The following is an 18800-nucleotide window of genomic DNA, read 5'->3' as shown; positions in this document are numbered from 1 at the left end:
TGACTCCACCTCACTAGTTCAGTCAAGATTGAAACAATGAATACTGAACGAAATGACGATCTGGAACGGCGCGCAGCGAAGCACGCCGCGCTCAGCGAGCCGGCGCGGCTGCGCATCGTCGATCTGCTCACGCTGGGTGACCTCTCCCCCACCGAGATCCAGGTCGCGGTCGGCATCCGCTCCAACCTCGTCACCCATCACCTGAACGCATTGGAAGCGGTCGGGATGGTGACGCGGTCGCGGTCGGAGGCGGACAAGCGGCGCTCCTACGTGCACCTGACCGACACCGCGCTCGTCGGGCTCACCCCGGGTGCCGTGGGGCGGGCCGAGCGGGTGGTGTTCGTGTGCACCGCGAACTCGGCACGGTCGCAGCTCGCGGCCGCGCTCTGGGAGCGGCAGTCGAGCATTCCTGCCGCATCCGCAGGCACGCACCCGGCCGACCGGATCGATGCGGGCGCGATCCGCGCCGCCGAACGCCACCACCTCGCGCTTGCGGACGTGCGACCGCGCAGCCTCGCCGATGTGCTCACCGACACCGACTTCGTCGTCACCGTCTGCGACAACGCCCACGAGGAGCCGGGCATCACCGGGAACCTCCACTGGTCGATCCCGGACCCGGTTCGAATCGGCACCACCGCCGCCTTCGACACCGCCTTCGCCGAACTGCGACGTCGCATCTCGGATCTCGCCCCGCGGCTCGCCGCATCCTGAGCGCGGGGCACCCCTGATTCCGCCCGAGCCATCCCGCACCCCTACGGAAAGCAATCCATGCCCCCCACGCCCACCGTCCTGTTCATCTGCCAGCACAACGCCGGCCGTTCCCAGCTCGGAGCAGCCCTGCTCGACCATCTGGCCGGCGGCCGGTTCACGGCGATCTCGGCCGGTCTCTCGCCCGCCGATGGGGTGAACCCGGCCGTTGCCGCGACGGTCGCCGAGCTGGGCATCGACATCGCGCACAACGTGCCGCGCGCGGTCACGAGCTCGGACCTCGATGAGGCCGACATCGTGGTGCTGATGAAGCCGGGGCTGGCTCTGCCGTCGATGCCGCGCGGCGAGGTGCTGGAGTGGTCGTTCCCGAACCCGGAGGCATGGGACGCCGAGGCGGTGCGGCCGCTGCGAGAGGCCGTGGCCGCCACGATCCGCGCGGAGATCCTCCGCTAGATCGAGGTGGGCACTCGCCCGATCTGCCTGAGCGGTTGCTCCGGCAGATCGCAGCAGCTGCCGCCGATCGCGGTCCCGGTCGAGTCGAACAGGCCCGCTCCCCCGCACACGCCTGTATCAGGCAGCACCAGCTCGACCCGGGCTGCGGCTTCGTGGTCACCGGCCAGCTCCGCGACGACGGAGCGCACCTGCTCGTAGCCCGTCATCGCCAGGAACGTCGGGGCCCGGCCGTAGGACTTGGCACCCACGAGGTAGAAGCCGGGCTCGGGGTGGGCGAGATCCTTCGCTCCGGTGGCGGCCACGGAGCCGCAGGAGTGCACGTTGGGGTCGACCTCGACGGCGATCCGCACCGGAGCCTGCAGCGTCGGATCCAGCTCGAGCCGCAGCTCCGACAGGAACGACAGGTCGGGCCGGAACCCGGTCAGCACCGCCACGTGATCGGCGGGCCCGAGCGTGCGGCCGTCTTCGCTGGTCAGGACCACACGGTCGCCGTCACGGTCGATCCTCTCAACCCGGAAGCCCGTCACGATGTCGATCAGACCGGCATCGACGAACTCCTTCGCGGTGATGCCGAGCTGCCCGCGGGCCGGGAGCTCGTCGGCTTCTCCCCCGCCGAACGTGTTGCCGACGGCGCCGCGGCGGAGCACCCACGTGACCTCGGTCGACGGATCGCGTCGCGCGATCCTGCCGAGTGCGATCACGGCTGTCACGGCCGAGTGACCGGAGCCGACGACGACGCTGTGCGTGCCCTCGTACTTGGTGCGGGCCCGATAGTCCGGGATGCGATACTCGAGCAGCTCTGCGGCCGCGCGCTCACCGAGCGCGGGAAGACCGTCGGCGCCGGCGGGTTTCGGAGCAGACCAGGTGCCGGATGCGTCGATCACGGCGCGCGCATCCACCCGGTACTCGGCGCCATCGGCCGATTCGACGTGGACGGTGAAGGGCTGCTCCGCACGGCCCGCGTCGACCAGTCGGTCACGCCCTCGGCGAGAGACGCCGACGACGCGCGCGTCGTAGCGGATCCGCTCGCCCAGGGCAGCGGCGAGCGGCGCCAGGTAGCTGCTGATCCACTGAGTGCCCGTCGGGAATCCTGCGGCGGGAGCCTCCCAGCCGGTGGGCTCGAGCAGGCGGGCCGCGGCCTCGTCGACCAGCTCGCTCCACGCCGAGAACAGGCGGACATGGCCCCACTCGGACACCGCGGATGCGGCGCTCTCGCCAGCCTCGAGCACCAGCACGGGCTGCTCGCGCTCGACCAGGTGCGCGGCCGCCGCCAGGCCCTGGGGACCGGCACCGATCACGACGACGGGTAGATCGTTCTGCACCGTACGACTCCCTCACACATCGATGAAACTCAATGCATCGACATTGCTCGATTCATCGACAGATGTCAATATGACATGCGACAATCGAGGTATGACGATCGCACTGCCCTTGCTGACCACGGATGCCGAGGCCTGCTGCACCCCCGTCACCGGCGGGGTGCTCGCGGTCGACGAGGCCGAGCGGATCGCCCGCACCTTCAAAGCGCTAGGCGACCCGACGCGGGTGCGCCTTCTCTCGCTGATCGCGGCGAGCGAGGGCGGGGAGGCGTGCATCTGCGACCTGACCGAGCCCGTGGGGCTGTCGCAGCCGACCGTGTCGCACCACATGAAGCAACTCGTCGACGCAGGCCTGGCCGTGCGCGAGCAGCGCGGCCGGTGGGCCTACTACCGCGTGGTCACCGACGCCCTCGACCGGGCGGCCCAAGCCCTCCGCTCCTGACAGGCACCGTGACCATCCGGCCGATAGCCGGCACGGACTGGCCCGACGTCGAGACGATCCGCTCCTGTTCCCGAAGCTGTCTGCGGTCAGAGACGGGCGTAGCGGGCGCGCACGAAGGTGTAGATGCCGTAAGCGGTGAGGCCCATTCCGACGGCAACGAGAACGACCACTCCGAACGGCAGTTCCGCCAGTGACTTCAAGGCGCCGTCCAGGCCGGTGGAGCTCTTGGGGTCGAGGGTGGCCGCGGCGACGACCAGGAGGATTCCCACGACGCCGGTGGCGATTCCCTTGGCGACATATCCGACGACTCCCAGGATGCGTACTGCCCGTCCGGGCGTGCCGCTCGGGATGGTGAGGTCTTCTTCGAATTTCCGGGTGACGCCTTTGAAGATGAAGTATCCGCCGATGGCCAGGGCGATCATTCCAACGGCGCCGAGCAGAAACTGACCACCGGGCAGGGCCAGGATGGTCGCGCTCGCCTGCTGTGCGGAGTCGCTGCCGTCGGCGCTCTGCCCGAGAGCGAACGTCAGCGCGGTGAGACCGAGGGCGACGTAGGCGGCTGCTTTACCCGCGGCCACGAGGCTTCGAACCCACCGCTTCTTCGACGCCGAACCGACCCCGAGAACGGTCTGCACGATCAGCCACAGGCTCAGTGCGATCAGGCCGACGACGATCACCCAGAGCAGGACGGTGCCACCAGGGAGTTCCGCGACCTCTGCGAGGGCGCCGGCTTGATCGGTTTCGCCGCTCTGATTGAAGGCCACGCGGATGGCGAGATAACCCAGCAGCAGATGCACGAGGCCGCTGGCGGCGTATCCGACGCGGGCCAGCACGTTCAGGATGGTGCTGTTGCCGGCCGTGTTCGCTGCTCGGCGTGCCGTGGAGCGTGTGCTCATGGGTGGGGGCCCTTCGATCTGCGGGTGGGGAATGCGGCGGATGGGTCAGGTGCCGTCGCGTTGCAGCTGCGACAGCGGCCCGAGAATGGGTTCACCGGGGACTCGGACGGTGCGGTGGGTGTCGATGGCGATCACCGTGCCGACGATGACGAGCGACAACGCGATCGATGCGGTCGTGTCACTGATCCAGTGGTAGCCGAGGTAGAGGCGGCTGACGATCTGCATCCCGATCGAGGCGATCGCGACGCTGAAGGCGGCGATGGTGAACCAGGTGCGCTGAATGCGACTGGCCAGGAGATAGGCGGTGATGAGGAGGAAGTCCGACGTGCCGAGCACGTGCCCGGAGGGGAAGGAGAAGGAGTGGTCGGGGCCGAACAGCATCAACCCGACCGGTGGCCGTGGGTGCTGCACGAGGGGGGCGATGGTCTGCGCGAGCACGACCCCGCTGATCATGCCGCCGGCCAGGAGCAGGGGCCGCCAGAGGTGCCGCGCCACGCTGATCCAGATGACGAGCACGACGAGGATGATGATCGGGAGAGCGACCGGACCGAACGCGACGGCCAGGACGATCATGATGCCGGTCGCGGTGCCGTCGACGCGCTCGTTGAACCAGGCCTCAACAGTCGCGTCGAGTTCATGGAAGCCGGTCTGCGTGACCACACTGACGAGCAGGAACGCGAAGGCGACCGCACCGGTTGCGACGAGGATGCCGCTGGTCACGTAGAGGCGCCGGCGGGCTGCTGGTTGCAGGTACCGCTCTTCGACGATGAACTTGTCGCGCCACTGAGCGATGCGTCCCCTGCGGGTCGCGGTCATCGCTCCGCTGCTTCTGCGCCGAAGCGATCGGGACCGATTGAGAGAGTCCAGCCGGCGGCGATCCGTGCCTCCATCGTGACGGTGTGGCGCGCTTCGGCCATCGGTGCTGGACCCTCTCGGTCGGGGTTGTGAGGTCAGACGCGGCGGTTGCCGGAGAGCATCCGGACGAGGAACACGATCACGGCGAGCACGAGCAGGATGAGACCCACCCAGAGCAGGAAGTTCAGCGACGAGACGAAGCCGCCCGTGAACAGCAGGATGACCGCGATGACCGCGATGGCGATAAGCAGGATGTTCACTGTTTTTCTCCTTCTGTTGTGGATGACGACCGGTCGCCGGGACGTTCAGAACCCGGACGTGCCATCTTCGATCATGCCTACCATGATTGAGTCAATAGCGATTGAGTCAACATCAGATGCCATTGCACACATCAGCGTTGTCGACTTCCGGACAGGGCGTGGGTCGAGCTGGAGGGCAGGCCGAGGTACCAGGTCGTGAGGTTCCGGAGCACGGCACCGACCAGTCCGGCGAAGATGAGCGTGGGGGTGATCTCCACACCGTTTTCGCCCTCGTTGATGATGCCGTCCGAGACGGTCTTCGCCACCTCGGTCGACAGGAATGCCCCGACCAGATTGAGGACCGCAGAGATGCCGACGGCTACGCGGGGCTTCAGGGCTCCCGTGGCGACCGAGGTGGCCATCGCGTTGGCCGTGTCGTGGAATCCGTTCGTGAAGTCGAACACCAGGGCCACCACGATCACCAGGATTACCAGGATCACGGTGATGAGCACATCCATCGTTCCGTCCTCCCGCGGCCGCGATGGTCGCTCACGCCCTGTCTGGCCCCGCACACGGGAGCTGCCACCGGGAGGTCGAGTGGATACCGCGTGAACGGCTCGCCTCAGTTGAGGATCTCGCCCCGTTCCTCCGGGGGCCGAGCGGTCAGGCGTTCGCGCCACACCTGCAGCGCCTCGGGAGCGAGCCGCGGCCAGTCGGTGATCTCCTCCACGACGCGCAATGGGCTGGTGCTGCGGTACGAGCGGGTCGGGTTGCCGGGGAACTTCTTGTCCGTGACGTTCGGGTCGTCCTCGAAGGCACCCGTCGGTTCGACGCGGTAGACCCGAGGTGCACGCTCGTCGGGCGCGAGCTCGGCCGCGAGTTCTGCCGCCAGGCCGGCGCCGTCACGGAGCGCCGTGAAGTAGATGTGGTTCATCACGACATCGGGCCGATAGTTCGAGCGGAAGCCGGCCGAGAGCGAATCGCCCGGTTCGAGGTCGGCCGTGGTGCCGTGGAAGAACGGCCCCGTTTCGTGCGCCGCGTTCACGATCAGGCGCCCGGCCGCGATCCGCTGCGTGAGAACACGTAGTGCACGACACCGGAGGGCGACGCCGTCACCTCCACGTCGAAGCGCTCCTCGAGACCCTCGAGGCCGTCCCACACCCGCACGCCCCGGCCGAGCACGATCGGCACCACCACGATGTGCAGGTGGTCGACGAGATCGGCCGCGAGGAAATCGCGCACGACGGTGGCGCCGCCGCCGAGGCGCACGTCGAGCCCGCCGGCCAGCTCGGTCGCCAGCTCGAGCGCCTCGACGGGAGGCAGCGAGCGGAACAGGAACGTCGTCTCACCCACCTCGAGCTCCGGCCGCTCGTGATGGGTGAGCACCACAACCGGAGAGTGGAACGGCGGCTCCTCACCCCACCAGCCCCGCCACGACTCGTCCTCCCATGGCCCCTGCTGGGGGCCGAACTTGCGGCGCCCCATGATCTCGGCACCGATCCCCCGGCCGGTGGCGGCCGCGAATGCGTTGTCGACCCCGGTCGTCCCCGCTCCGAGGGCCTCGTCCTCGTGGCCGGACATCTCCACAAACGCCTGGGTGGGGAGGAACCACTCCATCAGCCTGCCGCCCGCGTGCCCGAACGGCGTCTCGAGCGCCTGGCCCTCCCCCGTCGCGAAACCGTCCAGCGACACGGCGAGGTTGTGCACTCTGAGCTTGACCATGTGGTCACGCTAGCAGAAAGTGGACGCCGTCAACATCGGGTCGGGCAGCCAGACGTCGGTCAGCCGGGGGCGGGCTCCTCCGAGACACGGAGATCGCCCCGGGCGGCGGCCGCATTCAGATCTCGCAGCCACGCGTTGTTCAGCTGCGGCGACTTCGAGGAATCGAACTGGAACTGGATCGGCACCGCCGGATGCATCCACACCGTCGTGCGACCGTCCTCGCCGATCTCGGCCCACGACAGCGTGAACGACTCCGAACGACGGAGCTTGTTCACGATGACGACCTGCACATGCGCGAGCACGCGGTCGGCGAACTCGATCTCGCGCTCCTGAGGACCGTAGAGGAGCCGCCCCATCAGATCTCGTTCCGCTCGAGGTGCTCGGCGTCGGCGAGGTTGAGGTGCACGGCGATGTCGGGGCCGGTCTCCCCCGGCACCACCGCGCTGGCCGTCGTGCGCTTGCGGGTGGCCTGGGACATCTGCTCGAGCAGGGCGACGGCATCCGGATCCGCCACGGCCGAGACGCTGGGTCTCGACAGGATCGGGATCCCCGGTCCGAGCACGAGCGAGATGGAACCCTCCCGGCCGTCCTCCTCGATCGTCGGAACCGTGACGAGCAGCCCGTGGTCCATCGATCTCAACGACGCCGCGAAGGTCATCAAGGCGTTCGCCACCGCGTCGGAGGTCTGGAACGCCTCCACTCCGTATTTGACGGTCTTCATGACATCACCCTCCCACCTCCAGCAGCTTAACGGCGTCAGGCGCGGAAGAGCCCCGCCTCCGAGCGCACCACGAGCCCCAGCTCCTCGAAGCGGTCGAGCCATCCCGTCATCGGCCAGGTGCCCCAGACCCGGTGGAAGATCGTCGCGTTCCGGATGATCTCGTCGAGGTGCTCGAAGGGCGGGCTGCTCACCGGGTGGTGCTGGTGGTAGGCGCGCGCCGATCCGATCCATGCCAGCTCGACGCCGGCATCCCGAGCCCGGTAGGCGAAGTCGGTGTCCTCGCCGCCGTAGCCCACGTACTCCTCCGAGAAACCGCCGAGACGGCTCCAGGTCGGCACGGTGAGCGCGAACGACAGCGACCAGAACAGCTCGTGCGCCCCGCCGAGTGAGACCTCGCCCGGCGCGGGAGCCGGCCGCGCCGGATGCGGCGCATCCGCCTCCTCGAGCCTGTCCAGGTCGTAGCCACCGTCGGGTGCAGGGGTGAGGTAGGTGACGGGCCCGCAGAGCAGGCGATCGGCGAGCTCCGGATCGGCGGCCGCCCGGGCGTAGGCTGCCACGGCCCCCTGGCCCGGCACGCAGTCGACGTCGAGGAAGGCGAGCACGTCAGCGCCGAGCGCGCGGGCCGTCGCCGCGCCGAGGTTGCGGGCCCGCGCTAAGGGCAGCCCGTGATCGGTGCTTCCGAGGCTCACGACGTGCACCCCCTCGAGTTCGGGGGCCGTCGAGCGCACGAGGTCCTCGTCGTCCATTGCCACCACGATGTGGAGATGCGGCCGCTCCCCCGCCCGGTCGAGCGCTCGTCGCTGCAGCAGGAGGTGGTCGCGGCGGCCGTGCACGATCGTGATCACGGCGGTGCGGCTCACGACACCACCGTCGGCACGCGGGCCGCATCGGCGACGCGGCGGATGACAGCCGCGGCGCGCTCGGCGCCCAGCCCGTCGTTCCAGCCCTGCCACAGCGCGCCGTCCTGGGCAGCGGCCCGCTCGAGCAGCGCGGGCCACCCGGAGGAGGGGAACCGATCGAGCACGACCGCCGGCCACTCGGATCGGCGCAGCACGGCCGCCGTGCTCCGCTGCTCGTCGTGCGGACGGTCCTCGGGCACGATCACGGCCGGGCGCCGCGCGGCCGCGATCTCGGCGATCGCGTTCTGCCCCGCGTGCGCGACCACGACATCCGCCGCCACGATGAGCGGCCACGGGTCGTCGACCCAGCGCCCGCTCGTTCCCCCCACCACGTCCCAGTGCCAGTCCGGAGTGTCGGCGCGCGCCTCCTCCAGTACCCGCGCTTCCGCACCCCCTCCGCCCGCGCCGGCGAGCACGAGCACCCGCAGGGCCGTCGTGCCCAGCGTGCTGGCGCTCGTCGACGACGGCTTCCGCGAGATCGCTCCCACCTCCTCCAGCCGATCGGCATCGGATGCCGTGAGACCCCTCACCATGCCCGTCGCGGCCGGCGGCCAGGCAGCGATGAGCGCGCTCGACACGCCGAACCCGAGGCGGTGGGGCCCGTCGGAGCGCTCCCCCGGGAGCACGACGCTCACGACCGGGACCCCGTGCAGCCGCGCCAGCAGAGCCACCTCCACGGACACATCCACGACCATCGCCGCGGGCCGGGTCCGCTCGATCCACTCCGAGATCGCCGCCGACCGCCGCCGCAAGCCCTCGTGCCGAAGCGGGGCCCAGTGCAGCACGCCGCCGGCATCCGGAGCATCGGATGCGGCACCACCGGCACCACCGGCAGCATCGCCACCGGCACCGGGATCGGCCGCGGGCCCGTTGTCGCGCGGCAGCTCGATCCACTCCCCCGCCCAGCCGTCCGGTCGCGGCGACGACGAGAGTCCCGTGACCTCGCGGCCCAGCCGGGCTGCGACGGCCGCGGCCCGGGAGGCGTGCCCTCGCCCCTGATGGTGCACGTAGTATCCGATCACGCCGCCCGCGCCTCGCCGAGGAGCCCCGTGAAGCATCGTTCGTACTCGTCCACCATCGTCTCCACCGAGCAGCGTTCGACGGCGTGGCGGCGCACGCCCCTCCGCGGCAGCTCGAGCGCTCCGAGCACCGCGTCGGCGAGCCCCTGGACGTCTCCCGGCGCCGCCAGCCTCCCGCCGGCCGCCGTCACGATCTCCGGCAGCGCGCCCGTCGCGACACCCGCGACGGGAGTGCCGCACGCCATCGACTCCGCGGCGACGAGACCGTAGGGCTCCGGCCAGTCGGGCGACACGATCGACACCGACGAGTGCCGCACGAGCTCGATCAGCTCCTCGCTCGCCAGGTGACCGGCGTAGTGCACGCCGTCGCCGAGCCGCGGTGCGATCTCGCGACTGAAGTAGCCGTGGTCGTGCACGGGCCCCGCGAGCACGAGCGGCACTCCGGCGAGCCTCGCGGCGTCGATCGCCACGTGCGGAGCCTTCTCGGGGACCACCCGGCCGAACCACACGGCGTCCGTTCCACCGGGCCCGAAGCGCCAGCGCTCGGTGTCGATGCCGTTCAGGATGACCTCCGCCGGCACGCTCCCGGCCCACCGCGAGGCCGTGTCGCCACTGACCGCCACGAACCGCGAGGGGCCGTGCGCGGTCGGAGTGAGCCGGATGGCCGACTCGAGCCAAGGCGTCGGCGGGGTGTGAAGCGTCGTGACCATGGGGACCGACAGCGTCGGGGCGAGGGCCACGGGCAGGTGGTGCAGGCTGTTGTTGTGCACCACGTCGAAGCGATCGTGCCCCGTCCGTGCGAGGTCGAGCATGAGCGAGAGGTAGGCGTGGTGCTCGCGCATCCACTGCTCCGGCGAGGCCCCCACGTCGGATCGCGCCTCATCCGACGGCTCGAACTCGGCCACGTCGAGCGCTGTGGCCCCGAGCGCCGGGTCCGATCCGGGCGCGGCGAAGAGCGTCACGTCGTGCCCACGGTCGCGCAGCGCCCCGGCGAGGGTGTGCGTCTGGGCTTCGAGTCCTCCCGCGAACGGCTCGGCCACGGGGAATCGGCTCGAGGCGATCAGGCAGATGCGAAGGCGCTTCATCCGACGAGACCCCGGTACAGATCGAGGTGAGCGGCGGAGATCATCTCGCGCTGCCGTCGGCGCTCGGGGATCGGCTCGGGCGGCGGGGACGCGGTGCGCGCGGCGACGTGCACGGCCGTGTGCAGCGACGAGACGTCGAGGCCGTCCTCATCGTTGTGGTAGCCGATCACGGCCCCCTGCTCGGAGTAGTAGCCGCAGTCGGGAGCGATCACCGCCGTGCCGAGGTCGCGGCACGCCTCGAGCCAGCCCGAATGGGTGCCGAAGCGGTAGGGCAGCACGGAGGCATCGAGGCTCGCGAGATACTCCCACAGCTCGGCGTCGGTGAAGAAGTCGTGGATGCGCAGTTCGAGTTCACCTCGCCCGCTCGCCTCCTGCAGGTAGGCGCTGAGCGCCTCGTCATGGCGCGCCCCCGAGGGCGTCAGCACGTCCGTGTGTCCGTCGACCTGCAGCACGCCGCCGGGGATCTCGGCGACCGCCGTGGCCACGGCACGGATCACGGGCAGCGGGTCCATGCTCGCGCGCAGGCTCTTGACGTGCACGCCCACCCGGAAGCCCCCGTCGCTCTCGGGGCTCCCGACCCGGCGTGCCTGCACGGCCGCCATGGTGTCGATGTCGACGACGTGCGGGTGCGGCAGCACGAGCGCCGTGCGCCCCCAGCGCCGCTCGATCTCGGCCGCGGCACCCGGAGTGAGGGTGATGAGCGCATCCGCCGCCGGGATGAGCACGTCGAGCTGGGCGTCGTGGGCCTCGCGCGCGAGGTGGTGGGGGTTCCGCAGGTCGTGCACCGTGTAGACGAAGGGCTTGCCGGTCTCCCGCAGGGCCGCGACGAGCTCGGCGAGCTCCTCCGGAGTGCGGGCGTCGAAGCCGAACTGCAGGTGGAAGACGTCGAACTCCGCCGCGTGCTCGCGCACCCAGGCCGGGTCGAGCATCACGGGAGGCCACCAGCGCGACACCGCGGAGCGTCGGTGGTCGTCGGGGTCCGGATCGGGCAGCCGTGTCACACCGTCGTTCGAGAGCGGCGACGACAGGTGCTTCACGTAGACGTGCGACGACGGCACCGAGGCCACGCGAATGGTGCGGGAATCCCCCTCGTCGCCTCCTCGCGCTCTGATCCCGGACATGACACTGCTCATTCGATGTTCCTCTCCCAGCTCCCAGTCAACGTGTTCCGCCGATCACGGCAACCCTCTTGACACGATCGGTTTTCTGGCGATCCCATCGGGCGGACCACTAGCGTGGAGCCGTGAGCACCAAGGAATCCCACGCCACCGGTTGGCCCGCCCTCGCTGTCGACGACTGGGCCGACACCCGCGCCACGTTCCACCTCTGGACGCAGATCGTCGGCAAGATCCGCATGGCGTTCGCGCCGATGGTCAACCACTGGTGGCAGGTGCCGCTCTACGTGACCGCCCGTGGTCTCACGACCGGGCCGATCCCCTACGGCACCGACCTCTTCGAGATCGACTTCGACCTCCTCGTGCACCGGCTCGAACTGCGCCGGAGCGACGGCCGGATCACCGAGCTCCCCCTCGAGCCGATGTCGGTCGCGGAGTTCTACGAGCAGGTGCTCGCCGGGCTCGAAGGTCTCGGCATCGAGGTCGCCATCCACGCCCGCCCCAACGAGGTCGACCCCGCCATCCCGTTCGCCGACGACACCGAGCACTGCAGCTACGACAGCCGTGCCGTGACGCTGTTCTGGCGGCAGCTCATCCAGGCCGAGCGGGTGCTCACAGCGTTCCGGGCACCGTTCCTCGGCAAGGTCAGCCCGGTGCACCTGTTCTGGGGCGCCCTCGACCTCGCGGTGACCCGCTTCTCCGGCCGCGAAGCGCCCGCGCACCCCGGAGGGGTGCCCAACTGCCCCGACCACGTGATGTTCGAGGGCTACTCGCACGAGATCAGCAGCGCCGGCTTCTGGCCCGGCGGCGGCACCGAGGGTGCGTTCTACTCCTACGCGTATCCGGTGCCCGAGGGCTTCGCCGAGGCGCCGGTCCCTGCGCCGGCCTACTACAGTGCCGAGCTCGGCGAGTTCCTTCTCCCGTACGAGGCGGTGCGCACCGCGGCCGATCCGGATGCGCTCGTCGCCGAGTTCCTCGAGGCCACCTTCGAGGCCGCGCGCACCCTGGCCCGCTGGGACGACGCACTGCCGGGAGCGCGGTCGTGACCACCGCCGTGACCACCGCACGGGCGCGGGCGGCGCGGATCTGGTTCGGCGGCATCGCCGTGGTCGTGGGCGCCGCGCTCGTCATCCAGCTCGTGCTCGTTTTCACGAACGGGCAGGACGTCAACTCCTTCCAGCCCACCACGAGCCAGAGCCTCGGCGAACGGCTGATCAACCTCTTCAGCTACTTCACCATCCAGAGCAACCTGTTCGTGCTCGGCACCTCGATCGCGCTCGCCGTGAGCATCGGCCGCGACGGGCGGGTGTGGCGCGTGGTGAGGCTCGACGCGCTGCTCGGCATCATCATCACGGGGCTCGTCTACGACTTCGTGCTCGCCGGACTCGTGCACCCCGCCGGATGGGCCCTCGCCGCCACGATCGGCTTCCACTACATCTCCCCCTGGGCGACGCTCCTGGGCTGGCTGATCTTCGGGCCGCGGCCCCGGATGTCGTGGCGGGTGATGGCCCTCGCCTTCCTCTGGCCCCTGGCCTGGCTCGTACTCACCTTCGTGCGCGGCGCCCTCACCGGCTGGTACCCCTACCCCTTCCTCGACGTCGACCTCATCGGCCTGGCCGACTCCCTCCGCAACTCCGCCGTCATCCTCCTCGTCGCGGTCGCGATAGCAGCCATCCTCACCCTCCTCGACAAGCACCTCCCGGCCCTCGTCCACGACCGCCGCTCCCGCTGATTCGCGGAGCCGCTCTCGGCTGAGGGAGGCCTGGGGGTTGCGGGCAGCGCAGAGGGTCGTATCGTCGAGGCCATGGCCATTCAGAGCGGTAACGACGACGACACCGTCCAGAAGGACGTCTCCTACAGCCCCTCCAGCGGGCGAGAGACCGAGAAGTCGCAGGACGAACCGCGCAGTTCGGCGCACCTCGACGACCCTGAGGTCGACGAGGGGGCGGTCATCTCCCTGCCCGGGGAGGGCGGGCCCGACGACGTGGGCGAGGTCGACGTCGACGAGGAAGCCATCCGGGAGTCCATCGCCGGCAGGGCCAAGCACGCCTGAGCCCACTCCACCGATTTCGAGAGGCCGGTGCCGTCAGGGCGCCGGCCTCTCGAGGCGCATCAGCAGCCTCGGAAACCCGTTGAGCACCGATGTCGTCTCGGCCGCCTTTGTGAAGCCGGCCGCCTCGAACAGCGCGCGCGTCCCCACGTACGCCATGGTGAGATCGACCTTCTCGCCCCGGTTGTCGACCGGGTAGCCCTCCACCACCTCCGCACCCCGCTCGAACGCGAAGGCGACCGCCCCGGCGAGCAGCGGATGCGAGATGCCCTCGCCTCGATGACCAGGCCGGACCCGCAGACACCACACCGACCACACCTCCCGCTCGTCCAGCGAGGGGATGCGGCGGTTCCGAGCGAACGTCGTGTCGGCCCTCGGATGCACGCCCGCCCAGCCGACCACCTCGTCGCCGTCGTACGCCAGAACACCGGGAGGCGGATCCTCCTGGACGAGCTGCTTCACGAGCTCACCCCGCCGGAGACCCACGAGCTCCTGGTTCTGCTTCGACGGGATGCGGTAGCTCAGGCACCAGCACACGTTCGCGTCCGGGCGCTTGGGACCCACCATCGTCGCCACATCGGCGAAGACGGTCGCCGGCCGCACCTCGATCTGCATGCCGCCACCCTGGCACCGCCGCCCGGGGGAGGCAACAGGTCGCGGGGCTCCTACGAACGACCGTCGGCACCCTCCCTGGCGAGCGCACGCCGCAGGTTGCCGCTCCCCCACAGCCCGTCGGCCACCACGGTGAGCCCCGTGAGCTCCGCCGTGGCCAGCACCTGCCCGCCCCGCGCGGTGATCGCACCCACGAGGCTTCGCAGCTCCCGCGGCCCCGCCGACACCGCTCCCGCCGAATCCGTGTCCAGGTACACGAGGTCGTCCTCCTGCACCCGCGGCAGGAGCGCGAACGGCGACAACCGCTCGAAGGCTACGTCCGAGCGGGCGACGAGCGCCGAGACCGCCCGCAGGTTCGCCTCATCGAAGACCACGTCACCCCGACCCATCGTCGCCGAGGCGACATCCACGGGTGGCCGGCCACGCGCATCCGGAGCCGCCGCACCGCGCAGGTAGATGAAGCGCGCCGCCCGCTCCGCACCCGCCGACGCGGCATCGGCGCGAACCGCCGCGAACTGCGCGGGCCCATGCCCGCCCACCAGTCCCCGCATCGAACGGATGACCGCCTCTGGCTCGTCGCGCACCGCTTCCCAGGTGGCCACGAGCTCCTCGTCGGTGCTCGCGAGCGTCACCGACGCATCCGGGAACCGCTGCAGCACCGCCAGCGCGGCCGCCCCGCCATCGACGAAGGGGTCCACGAATCCGCGCAGTTCCTCGGATGCGGTCAGAGCCGCGAGGCGTGCATCGCGTCGGGCGCGCACCGAATCGAAGTACGGCGGATCGACCCGGCCGCCCGCGCGCCGCTTCACGCCCGAGGGGCGTTCCGCTTCGCCCGGAGAGCCGCGACCACGCGCGTGATGAGTTCGCCGGGAAGTTCGTCCTTCACCGGCAGCTTCACCGTGTCCTTCCCCGACCGGTACGGAGCGATGTCCGCCTCCAGACGCGCGTCGTCCCCGGCGAAGGAGTGGACGGCGTACAGGGCGAGGTGCGACTTCCAACCCGCGAAGAAGGTGAGGTGCCGGCCGTCGTAGGAGTAGGTCGGCATGCCGTAGCCGATCGACTCCTCCGCGCCCGGGAGAGCTCCGCGCACGAGGGCGCGAAGCTCCTCGAGCCGCCGCCGCACCTCCGGCGGGAACGAGGCGATGTACTCCTCGACCGATTCGGCAGCCTGCTCTGGCACGGCCCCACCTCTCCTCGAACTCGCCCGGGCGCCTGTCTCAGCCCCGAGGGTCGTGCTGGACCCGGATCAGTGCCTGGGCTCGTCGAAGTACGAGACGTGGATCTCGTTGCGCTCGCGCGCCGCCTCGGCACGTTCCTGCCGCAGCCGCTCGGAGCGCTCCTGGCGCTCGCGGAGCACCTCGGGGTCGACCTCCACGCGACGCACGGTCACACCGCCCTTGGCGGCGGGGCTCGTCGAGGTCTTCCTGGTCGACCGCGTCGCCGACGAACCGGCGGTTCCGGAGGCGGCCGCGGCGGCCGCCCGGGCCGACACGACGGGCGGCTTGCCGGTGCCCCTGCATCGCGCGCCGTGCTTGTCCTCGTGCTGGATCATCGTCTGGGAGACGAGGCCGACGGCGACCGACTTCCCGCAGACGGGGCATTTCGTTGCGCTGCTAGCCATGCTGTTCTCTGGTTCCTCTCGATCACCGGGGTCGCGGTGCGAAACCCCGGTTCCTCGATTTTCTCACGGAATCGAGATTCGTCACGCCTCGCCGAAACCGGTCTCGATGAGATCGGCGAGGGCGTCGACCGCTTCACGGCCGGCCGGATCCGCGCTCGCGACCTCCACGGGGGCGCCTTTCGTGAGGCCGAGCGCCATGATGCCCAGCAGACTCTTGGCGTCCTTCCCATTGACCGTCACCTTGACGTCGAAGGTTCCCGCGAGCTTCACGAACTCGGCGGCGGGCCGGGCGTGCAGGCCGTCGCGGTTCACGATCGTCACCGTGCGCGAGTGGCCGGTCTGCGCGTCACCGGATGCCGCGGCACCCGCCGCCGACCCACCGGATGCACCGCCGTCGCTCTCGGTCCTGCCGCCCGCAGCACTCCGCCCCGCCGCCACGACCTCGGCGAGCGAGGCGCCCGACTCGGCGGCAACCGCCGCCGCGACCCCGCCCTCCACGAGCGGCGCGTCCACGATGCGCACGCGGTCCCGAACGTCGTCGTCGAGGAAGTCGAGCGCGGTCTCGGCGGTCAGGATGGCCGACCCGAGGTCGCAGAGCACGGCGACTCCCGCCCCGGAGTCGGCCTCGGCGATGGCCTGGCCGACCTTGTCGAAGCTCGTCCCGATGCCGCCGTCGTCCGTGCCGCCGGCCGCCACGAGCGTGGTGTGCTGCGCCATCTGCGCGGCGAGCTCGACAAGCCCCTCCGCGATCTTGGAGCTGTGCGACACGAAGACGACGCCGACCCTGCCGGGAGTCCCGCTCACGTCACTGCCCCGCCGACGGGGCGCCTGCCGCGGCATCCGCAGCGGCGCGCAGCAGGAGCGACGACGACTGGGCGCCGGGATCGCGGTGCCCGATGGCGCGGTCACCCAGGTAGCTCGCGCGACCCTTGCGGGCCACGAGCGGCTCGGTCGCTTCGGCGCCCTGTTCGGCGGCCGCCGCTGCGGCCTCGAGCACGGCGACCTCGTCCTTGCCGTCGGCGACGGCTGCGGCCGCAGCGTCGACGGCCGGCGTCCACGCATCGATCATCGTCTTGTCGCCCGGCTCGGCCTTGCCTCGGAGCACGACGCCGTCGCGGGCAGCGGTCAGCAGCGCCACGAGTGCGGCGCCGTCGAGCTCCTTCTCCTGGCCCACGGCCCCGGCGGCCTTGAGGTAGGCGGTGCCGAGCAGAGGGCCCGACGCGCCGCCCACGGTCGAGATCAGCGTCGTCGCCACCAGCTTCAGCGCATCGCCCGGCGACGCGTCGGCGGGCAGGTCGTCGAGCTTCGCGAGCACGGCGGTGAAGCCACGGTCGAGGTTCTCTCCATGGTCACCGTCGCCGATCTCCCGGTCGAGGGTGATGAGTTCACCCCGGTGCTCCGAGACGACGGCAGCGCTCCGCCGGATCCAGTCGGTCGTCCAGTCGATGCCCAGTGTCATCCGATCGACCCTACCTTCCCCACCGCAGCGCGGCGGTCTGCACGGGGGCGTCCCAGAGTTCGGTCAACTCGTCGTCGAGCTTCAGCACCGAGATCGACACGCCCTGCATCTCGAGCGAGGTCACGTAGTTGCCCACGAGGCTCCTGGTGACCTCGATGCCCTTGCCCGCGAGCACCTCGGCCGCGTGCCGGAACACCACGTAGAGCTCCACCTGGGGCGTTCCCCCCATGCCGTTCACGAGCAGCAGCACCTTGTCGCCCGAGGCGAACGGAAGATCCTCCAGCACGGGCTTGAGCAGGCGGTCGACGATCTCGTCGGCGGGGGCCAGCTTGATGCGCTCACGACCTGGCTCCCCGTGGATGCCGATGCCGATCTCGATCTCGTCGTCGGCCAGCGTGAAGCTCGGCTCCCCCGCGTGCGGCACGACGCACGGAGTGAGTGCCACGCCCATCGTGCGCACCTGACCGTTGACCTTCTCGGCCACGGCGGCGACCGCGTCGAGGTCGTCGCCGCGCTCGGCGGCCGCACCCGCGATCTTCTCCACCAGCACCGTGCCCGCCACGCCGCGTCGGCCGGCGGTATAGAGCGAGTCCTTCACGGCCACGTCGTCGTCGATCACGACCGTGCGCACCTCGACCCCGTCTGCTGCCGCGAGGTCGGCGGCGGTCTCGAAGTTCAGCACGTCGCCGGTGTAGTTCTTGACGATGTGCAGCACACCCGCACCGGAGTCCACGGCCTTCGTGGCGGCGAGGATGGGGTCGGGGGTCGGCGAGGTGAAGACCGGCCCCGGCACGGCCGCGTCGAGCATCCCGTACCCCACGAATCCGCCGTGCAGCGGCTCGTGGCCGCTGCCGCCGCCCGAGACGATGGCGACCTTGCCGGCCACCGGGGCATCCTTCCGCGCGATGTAGATCGGATCGTGCGAGACCGTCACGATGTCGCCGTGCGCGGCCTCGAAACCGGCCACCGCCTCGTCGACCACGTTCTTCGGATCGTTGATGAGCTTCTTCATTGAAAATTCCCTCCGATCGGACGTTCGTCGCCCGCGACGGGAGCCAGTGGTTGGCCATCCGGTGCAAATCTACGCCGTTTCGCCGTATACCTGGCAAGACGCTGGGGATATTGTGAAGTACCCGACCACCTCGGGGGCCGCACTCGCGGCCAGTCAGTGCGAAGGAAGGTCAACGTGGACAATCTCGGTATCGATTTCCTCTCGGAACTCGTGGGCACGGCCATGCTCGTGCTCCTCGGTTGCGGCGTCGTCGCCAACGTGGCGCTCGTGCGCACCAAGGGCTTCAACGGCGGCTTCCTGATGGTCAACATCGGCTGGGGCCTCGCGGTCTTCGCCGGCGTCATCGTCTCCTACGCCTCCGGCGCGCACCTCAATCCCGCGGTCACGCTCGGCCTCCTGGCCAACGGCGCCACCTCGTTCGGGTCGGAGGCCACCGCGGTCGACGTGAACGCCCTCTCGGTGCTCGCCTACATCGGCGCGCAGCTGATCGGCGCGATCATCGGTGCCGTGTTCGTGTGGCTCGCCTACAAGCAGCACTTCGACGCGGAGCCCGAAGCGGCCAACAAGCTCGGC

Annotated in this window: 26 protein-coding genes and 1 pseudogene; 7 read left to right on the top strand and 20 right to left on the bottom strand. The window is 70.3% G+C overall.

Annotated elements, in window-relative coordinates; all coding sequences use genetic code 11:
- The first annotated feature begins 36 nt into the window (after positions 1-36).
- Positions 37-711 (top strand): arsenate reductase/protein-tyrosine-phosphatase family protein, encoded by a 675-nt coding sequence (locus tag N1028_RS15730; protein WP_259530337.1) that lies wholly within the window; start codon positions 37-39, stop codon positions 709-711.
- 57 nt (positions 712-768) lie between these two features.
- Positions 769-1161, top strand: a complete 393-nt coding sequence (locus tag N1028_RS15725; RefSeq protein WP_259530336.1) for an arsenate-mycothiol transferase ArsC — start codon at positions 769-771, stop codon at positions 1159-1161.
- Here N1028_RS15725 and N1028_RS15720 read toward each other — a convergent pair.
- Positions 1158-2483, bottom strand: a complete 1326-nt coding sequence (locus N1028_RS15720) for an NAD(P)-binding domain-containing protein (RefSeq protein WP_259530335.1) — start codon at positions 2481-2483, stop codon at positions 1158-1160. The genes N1028_RS15725 and N1028_RS15720 overlap by 4 nt on opposite strands.
- Before the next feature lie 91 nt (positions 2484-2574).
- On the opposite strand from N1028_RS15720, the gene N1028_RS15715 reads away from it, so the two are divergent.
- Positions 2575-2922, top strand: coding sequence for an ArsR/SmtB family transcription factor (locus N1028_RS15715; protein WP_259530334.1), 348 nt, complete (start codon positions 2575-2577; stop codon positions 2920-2922).
- An 86-nt stretch (positions 2923-3008) separates the two neighbouring features.
- On the opposite strand, the gene N1028_RS15710 is transcribed toward N1028_RS15715, so the two are convergent.
- The 12 genes and pseudogenes from N1028_RS15710 to N1028_RS15655 all read right to left on the bottom strand — a co-directional run bounded on the left by N1028_RS15710 (position 3009) and on the right by N1028_RS15655 (position 11479).
- The gene (locus N1028_RS15710; protein ID WP_310795609.1) at positions 3009-3755 is read right to left on the bottom strand and encodes a DUF1206 domain-containing protein; all 747 of its coding nucleotides are present in this window, start codon (positions 3753-3755) and stop codon (positions 3009-3011) included.
- A 108-nt stretch (positions 3756-3863) separates the two neighbouring features.
- Positions 3864-4634 (bottom strand): phosphatase PAP2 family protein, encoded by a 771-nt coding sequence (locus N1028_RS15705; RefSeq protein WP_259530333.1) that lies wholly within the window; start codon positions 4632-4634, stop codon positions 3864-3866.
- Between the two features lie 134 nt (positions 4635-4768).
- Positions 4769-4933, bottom strand: a complete 165-nt coding sequence (locus N1028_RS15700) for a hypothetical protein (RefSeq protein WP_259530332.1) — start codon at positions 4931-4933, stop codon at positions 4769-4771.
- 146 nt (positions 4934-5079) lie between these two features.
- A pseudogene (locus N1028_RS15695) lies at positions 5080-5430 on the bottom strand (inorganic phosphate transporter); the annotation flags it as partial.
- A gap of 104 nt (positions 5431-5534) precedes the next feature.
- Positions 5535-5957, bottom strand: coding sequence for an NAD(+)--rifampin ADP-ribosyltransferase (arr, locus tag N1028_RS15690; protein ID WP_259530331.1), 423 nt, complete (start codon positions 5955-5957; stop codon positions 5535-5537).
- A gap of 2 nt (positions 5958-5959) precedes the next feature.
- Complete coding sequence (locus N1028_RS15685) at positions 5960-6634, bottom strand: dihydrofolate reductase family protein (RefSeq protein ID WP_259530330.1); 675 nt, start codon at positions 6632-6634, stop codon at positions 5960-5962.
- Between the two features lie 59 nt (positions 6635-6693).
- On the bottom strand, positions 6694-6990 hold the full coding sequence (locus N1028_RS15680; protein WP_259530329.1) for a DUF7882 family protein: 297 nt from the start codon (positions 6988-6990) through the stop codon (positions 6694-6696).
- Positions 6990-7355 (bottom strand): hypothetical protein, encoded by a 366-nt coding sequence (locus N1028_RS15675; protein ID WP_259530328.1) that lies wholly within the window; start codon positions 7353-7355, stop codon positions 6990-6992. Before N1028_RS15675 ends, N1028_RS15680 begins: the two co-directional genes overlap by 1 nt.
- A 35-nt stretch (positions 7356-7390) precedes the next feature.
- Positions 7391-8215: a glycosyltransferase family 2 protein gene (locus N1028_RS15670; protein ID WP_259530327.1), complete on the bottom strand. Its 825-nt coding sequence runs from the start codon at positions 8213-8215 to the stop codon at positions 7391-7393.
- Entirely contained in the window at positions 8212-9276 is a 1065-nt protein-coding gene (locus N1028_RS15665) for a glycosyltransferase (protein ID WP_259530326.1), read from the bottom strand. The genes N1028_RS15670 and N1028_RS15665 overlap by 4 nt, the downstream gene beginning before the upstream one ends.
- A complete protein-coding gene (locus N1028_RS15660; RefSeq protein WP_259530325.1) occupies positions 9273-10358 on the bottom strand; it encodes a glycosyltransferase in 1086 nt (361 codons plus the stop codon). Before N1028_RS15660 ends, N1028_RS15665 begins: the two co-directional genes overlap by 4 nt.
- Positions 10355-11479 (bottom strand): glycosyltransferase family protein, encoded by a 1125-nt coding sequence (locus N1028_RS15655; RefSeq protein WP_259530324.1) that lies wholly within the window; start codon positions 11477-11479, stop codon positions 10355-10357. The genes N1028_RS15660 and N1028_RS15655 overlap by 4 nt, the downstream gene beginning before the upstream one ends.
- Positions 11480-11601: 122 nt before the next feature.
- On the opposite strand from N1028_RS15655, the gene N1028_RS15650 reads away from it, so the two are divergent.
- The 3 genes from N1028_RS15650 to N1028_RS15640 all read left to right on the top strand — a co-directional run bounded on the left by N1028_RS15650 (position 11602) and on the right by N1028_RS15640 (position 13526).
- Positions 11602-12519 (top strand): DUF5996 family protein, encoded by a 918-nt coding sequence (locus N1028_RS15650; RefSeq protein WP_259530323.1) that lies wholly within the window; start codon positions 11602-11604, stop codon positions 12517-12519.
- Positions 12516-13205 (top strand): Pr6Pr family membrane protein, encoded by a 690-nt coding sequence (locus tag N1028_RS15645; protein ID WP_259530322.1) that lies wholly within the window; start codon positions 12516-12518, stop codon positions 13203-13205. The genes N1028_RS15650 and N1028_RS15645 overlap by 4 nt, the downstream gene beginning before the upstream one ends.
- 72 nt (positions 13206-13277) lie before the next feature.
- A complete protein-coding gene (locus N1028_RS15640; RefSeq protein WP_259530321.1) occupies positions 13278-13526 on the top strand; it encodes a hypothetical protein in 249 nt (82 codons plus the stop codon).
- Positions 13527-13559: 33 nt separating this feature from the next.
- On the opposite strand, the gene N1028_RS15635 is transcribed toward N1028_RS15640, so the two are convergent.
- The 7 genes from N1028_RS15635 to dhaK all read right to left on the bottom strand — a co-directional run bounded on the left by N1028_RS15635 (position 13560) and on the right by dhaK (position 18227).
- Entirely contained in the window at positions 13560-14138 is a 579-nt protein-coding gene (locus tag N1028_RS15635; RefSeq protein WP_259530320.1) for a GNAT family N-acetyltransferase, read from the bottom strand.
- Between the two features lie 50 nt (positions 14139-14188).
- Entirely contained in the window at positions 14189-14944 is a 756-nt protein-coding gene (locus tag N1028_RS15630) for a DNA adenine methylase (protein WP_259530319.1), read from the bottom strand.
- Positions 14941-15315, bottom strand: coding sequence for an iron chaperone (locus N1028_RS15625; RefSeq protein WP_259530318.1), 375 nt, complete (start codon positions 15313-15315; stop codon positions 14941-14943). Before N1028_RS15625 ends, N1028_RS15630 begins: the two co-directional genes overlap by 4 nt.
- Before the next feature lie 66 nt (positions 15316-15381).
- Positions 15382-15756, bottom strand: coding sequence for a hypothetical protein (locus tag N1028_RS15620; protein ID WP_259530317.1), 375 nt, complete (start codon positions 15754-15756; stop codon positions 15382-15384).
- A gap of 81 nt (positions 15757-15837) precedes the next feature.
- Positions 15838-16560: a dihydroxyacetone kinase phosphoryl donor subunit DhaM gene (dhaM, locus tag N1028_RS15615; RefSeq protein ID WP_259530316.1), complete on the bottom strand. Its 723-nt coding sequence runs from the start codon at positions 16558-16560 to the stop codon at positions 15838-15840.
- 1 nt (position 16561) lies between these two features.
- Entirely contained in the window at positions 16562-17215 is a 654-nt protein-coding gene (gene dhaL, locus N1028_RS15610) for a dihydroxyacetone kinase subunit DhaL (RefSeq protein ID WP_259530315.1), read from the bottom strand.
- 10 nt (positions 17216-17225) lie between these two features.
- Positions 17226-18227, bottom strand: a complete 1002-nt coding sequence (gene dhaK, locus N1028_RS15605; protein WP_259530314.1) for a dihydroxyacetone kinase subunit DhaK — start codon at positions 18225-18227, stop codon at positions 17226-17228.
- Positions 18228-18401: 174 nt separating this feature from the next.
- Here dhaK and N1028_RS15600 point away from each other — a divergent pair.
- Positions 18402-18800, top strand: a 399-nt coding sequence (locus tag N1028_RS15600; protein WP_259530313.1) for an MIP/aquaporin family protein, incomplete at its 3' end; no start/stop codon positions are given.

It is taken from the genome of Herbiconiux oxytropis (assembly GCF_024979315.1).
In the GTDB taxonomy this organism is placed as follows: Bacteria; Actinomycetota; Actinomycetes; order Actinomycetales; family Microbacteriaceae; genus Herbiconiux; species Herbiconiux oxytropis.
This window is presented reverse-complemented; position numbering and strand designations above follow the sequence as displayed.

What these genes read in the sequence shown, in the direction of transcription:
- N1028_RS15730 (WP_259530337.1), top strand. Translation starts at nt 37, where the DNA reads ATGAATACTGAACGAAATGACGATCTGGAACGGCGCGCAGCGAAGCAC.
- N1028_RS15725 (WP_259530336.1), top strand. Translation starts at nt 769, where the DNA reads ATGCCCCCCACGCCCACCGTCCTGTTCATCTGCCAGCACAACGCCGGC.
- N1028_RS15715 (WP_259530334.1), top strand. Translation starts at nt 2,575, where the DNA reads ATGACGATCGCACTGCCCTTGCTGACCACGGATGCCGAGGCCTGCTGC.
- N1028_RS15705 (WP_259530333.1), bottom strand. Translation starts at nt 4,634, where the DNA reads ATGACCGCGACCCGCAGGGGACGCATCGCTCAGTGGCGCGACAAGTTC.
- N1028_RS15685 (WP_259530330.1), bottom strand. Translation starts at nt 6,634, where the DNA reads ATGGTCAAGCTCAGAGTGCACAACCTCGCCGTGTCGCTGGACGGTTTC.
- N1028_RS15680 (WP_259530329.1), bottom strand. Translation starts at nt 6,990, where the DNA reads ATGGGGCGGCTCCTCTACGGTCCTCAGGAGCGCGAGATCGAGTTCGCC.
- N1028_RS15675 (WP_259530328.1), bottom strand. Translation starts at nt 7,355, where the DNA reads ATGAAGACCGTCAAATACGGAGTGGAGGCGTTCCAGACCTCCGACGCG.
- N1028_RS15660 (WP_259530325.1), bottom strand. Translation starts at nt 10,358, where the DNA reads ATGAAGCGCCTTCGCATCTGCCTGATCGCCTCGAGCCGATTCCCCGTG.
- N1028_RS15655 (WP_259530324.1), bottom strand. Translation starts at nt 11,479, where the DNA reads ATGTCCGGGATCAGAGCGCGAGGAGGCGACGAGGGGGATTCCCGCACC.
- N1028_RS15640 (WP_259530321.1), top strand. Translation starts at nt 13,278, where the DNA reads ATGGCCATTCAGAGCGGTAACGACGACGACACCGTCCAGAAGGACGTC.
- N1028_RS15635 (WP_259530320.1), bottom strand. Translation starts at nt 14,138, where the DNA reads ATGCAGATCGAGGTGCGGCCGGCGACCGTCTTCGCCGATGTGGCGACG.
- N1028_RS15620 (WP_259530317.1), bottom strand. Translation starts at nt 15,756, where the DNA reads ATGGCTAGCAGCGCAACGAAATGCCCCGTCTGCGGGAAGTCGGTCGCC.
- dhaL (WP_259530315.1), bottom strand. Translation starts at nt 17,215, where the DNA reads ATGACACTGGGCATCGACTGGACGACCGACTGGATCCGGCGGAGCGCT.
- dhaK (WP_259530314.1), bottom strand. Translation starts at nt 18,227, where the DNA reads ATGAAGAAGCTCATCAACGATCCGAAGAACGTGGTCGACGAGGCGGTG.